Origin of the sequence: Peterkaempfera griseoplana (genome assembly GCF_001418575.1) — a bacterium.
Taxonomy (GTDB): domain Bacteria; phylum Actinomycetota; class Actinomycetes; order Streptomycetales; family Streptomycetaceae; genus Peterkaempfera; species Peterkaempfera griseoplana.
Map to the genome: position 1 here is coordinate 1 of NZ_LIQR01000717.1, position 3,027 is coordinate 3,027.

The 3,027-nt window shown below is 74.4% G+C and carries 2 protein-coding genes; one reads left to right on the forward strand and one right to left on the reverse strand.

The window, feature by feature from the left end:
* Positions 1-95 precede the first annotated feature (95 nt).
* Positions 96-1,694, forward strand: coding sequence for a N,N-dimethylformamidase beta subunit family domain-containing protein (locus AOK09_RS35900; protein WP_107101539.1), 1,599 nt, complete (start codon positions 96-98; stop codon positions 1,692-1,694).
* A 16-nt stretch (positions 1,695-1,710) separates the two neighbouring features.
* On the opposite strand, the gene AOK09_RS35905 is transcribed toward AOK09_RS35900, so the two are convergent.
* A partial coding sequence (locus tag AOK09_RS35905) for a penicillin-binding transpeptidase domain-containing protein (protein WP_055591367.1) occupies positions 1,711-3,027 on the reverse strand: 1,317 nt, incomplete at its 5' end.

The following is a 3,027-nucleotide window of genomic DNA, read 5'->3' on the forward strand; positions in this document are numbered from 1 at the left end:
ATATGTGTATAAGAGAGAGCTCCCCGCCTAGCCCTCCCTCCGCCGGGCGGAATCCTCGGGCCGGCCCTAGGGTCGCACCGGGAGGCACCGTGGACATGGACGGACAGCGCGACAGCGACGACCAGGAGACGGCGGGCGGCGCCCCCGGCAGCCGCCGGCGTTTCCTCGGCATGGCCGCCGCGGCCGGTGCAGGGCTGGCCGCGGCGGGCTGCACGGGCAGCGGTTCCGGCCGCCCGGCAGCCTCCCACCGCCCCGCCTCCGGCCCGGCGGCGGCCGTCCGGGCCGAGAACGACCGGCCGGGCGACAGGCACTGGCGGATCACCCACCGGGGTGCACCGTCCGCCGTCGAGGGATACACCGATCGGGTGAGTGTGCTGCCGGGCGAGGAGTTCGGGCTGCATGTCTCCACCACCGCCCCCGGCTTCCTGGTCAGCGCCTACCGGATGGGCTGGTACGGCGGCGCCAGGGCCCGGCTGGTGTGGCGGTCGGAGCGGATCGCCGGGCGGCGGCAGCGGGCCCCGCGCTTCGACGCCGCCACCCGTACGGTGCACGCCGACTGGGAGCGCACCCTCACCGTGCCCACCCGGGGCTGGCCCGAGGGCTCCTATCTGCTGCGGCTGGACACCGACCCGCGGACGGGCCAGCGGTACGTCCCGATCACCGTCCGCTCGGCCACCACCGCGGGCCGGACCCTGCTGGTGAACGGCTCGGCGACCTGGCAGGCCTACAACGAGTGGGGCAGCCGAAGTCTCTACAACGGGGCGGACGGCGCCTTCCGCACCCGTTCGCTGGCGGTCTCCTTCGACCGCCCGTACGACAAGGACGGCGCGGGCAAGTTCCTGATCTACGAGCAGCCCGCGGTCTGCCTCGCCGAGCGCCTCGGCATACCCCTGGCGTACGCCACCGGGGTGGACGTCGCCACCCGCCCCGGCCTGCTGGCGGGCGCCGCGGCGGTGGTCTTCCTCGGCCATGACGAGTACTGGACGCCGGAGCAGCGCGCTTTGGTCGCCCGAGCCCGTGACGCCGGGACCAACCTGGCGCTGCTCGGCGCCAACACCTGCTTCCGCCGGATCCGGCTGGAGCCCGCCGCCACCGGGCGGGACCGGCTGGTCGTCTGCTACAAGGCCGACTACCGCGACGACCCGTACTACGCCCACGGCGACCGGGCGCTGGTCACCAATGACTTCCGCCGTGAGCCGGCCCCCGATCCGGAGAGCTCGCTCACCGGCGTCCTCTACGAGGGCTACCCCACCGAGGCCGCCTATGTGGTCGCCCGCCCCGACCACTGGGTGTTCGCCGGCACCGGGGTGCGGGCCGGGGACTCCTTCAGGGCGCTGGTGGGCGTGGAGTACGACCGGGTGACCCCGGAGGCCCCCACGCCCCGCCCGCTGGAGGTTCTCGCCCACTCGCCGCTGGTCTGCAAGGGGACGCGCAGCCACAGCGACTCCGCGTACGGGGCGCACCCCGGGGGCTCGGGGCTCTTCGCCACCGGCACCATGCGCTGGGTGGAGTCGCTGGACGCCTCCGGCCCCGGGAGGCACGGGGTGCGGCACGGCATGGACGGCCGCACGGGGGCGTTCACCACCCGGGTGACGGAGAACGTACTGCGGGTCTTCGCGGCCGGCCCGGCGGGACGCACCCACCCCGCCGACGACAATCTGCACCAGGTGTACGGGGCCCCCGCCCACACCTGAGGCGGAGGCCCGAGCCCTACCGGCCCGCGGTCAGCACGGACCGTACCGCCGGGCCCGCGGCGTCCGCGCCGTGGCCGCCGCCCTCCACCATGGCCGCGGCCGCGAGGTCGCCGCGGTAGGCGGTGAACCAGCTGTCGAGGTGGTTGCCGACCTCGGCGGTGCCGGTCTTGGCGCCCATGGGAAGGCTGCCCAGTCCGCTCATCACATGGTCGGCGGTGCCGCTGACGGCGGTGGTGTGCATGAGGGTGCGCAGCTGGGCGGCGACGGACGGCGGGAGCGCCCGGGCGGCGGGCTGCTGGGGGAGGCCGGGCAGCAGGATCGGCTCGCGGAAGACCCCGGACCGTACGGTGGCCGCGACCGAGGCCATGGCCAGCGGGTTCATCTGCACCTTGCCCTGGCCGATCAGCTGGGCGGCCTTCTCCGTCCTGTCCCCGGCGGGGGACGGCACCGAGCCGTCGAAGTTGGGCAGTCCGGTGTGCCAGGTCATGCCGACGCCGAAGACGTCGCGGGCCTCGGCTCCCAGGTCGTCGTCGCCCAGCCGGTCGCGCAGGCTGATGAACCCGGTGTTGCAGGAGGCGGCGAAGTCGTCCCGCAGGGTGGCCCCGGGGATGGAGCTGCCCTCCTCGTTGTGGAACTCCTTGCCGTAGACGTACAGATGGGTGGTGCAGGGGGCGGAGGTGCCGGTGGAGACGCCGTGCTCCAGCAGCGCCGCGGAGGTGATGATCTTCATCGTGGAGCCGGGCGCGGTCCGGCCCGTGAAGGCCGCGTTGAAGCCGGGCTGGGAGTTGGCCATCGCCAGGATCCGGCCGGTGCTGGGCTCGATGGCCACCAGGGAGGCCACCCGCTCGCCGTTCTGCCCCTGGGCGGCCACCGCCTGCTCGGCGGCGGCCTGGAGCCGCCCGTCGATGGTGAGCTTCAGCGGTTTGCCGGGCTTGGGTTTGACGAAGGTGTGCAGGGTCGCCAGCGGGGTGCCGCTCTCGGCGCCCGCGATCACCACGCCCTTGCCGGGGGTGCCGCCGGGTTGCGCCTTGAGAGCGTCGGCGAAGCCGGCCGCCTGGGCCTTCAGCGAGCGATAGGCGTCGATGGACCTGCCGGAGCTGTCGGTGATCTTCGAGGCGGCGGGCGGCAGGGTGTCCGCCTTGAGCTCGGTGTCCGAGGTCAGCCGGGGGTGCAGCACGGTCGGCGACCAGTGCACCACGGTCTTGCCGTCGGTGGTGGCCACCATCCGCAGCGTGCCGTCGTAGGACCAGGTGCCGAGCCCGGTGAGGGCCGCCGAGGCGTGGAAGCCCAGCTCGGCGGCGCCGGGCGGCGGGGTCTCGTGCGGGGTGGGCGC

Coding starts and splice junctions, on each gene's coding strand:
- AOK09_RS35900 (WP_107101539.1), top strand. CDS start 96: ATGGACGGACAGCGCGACAGCGACGACCAGGAGACGGCGGGCGGCGCC.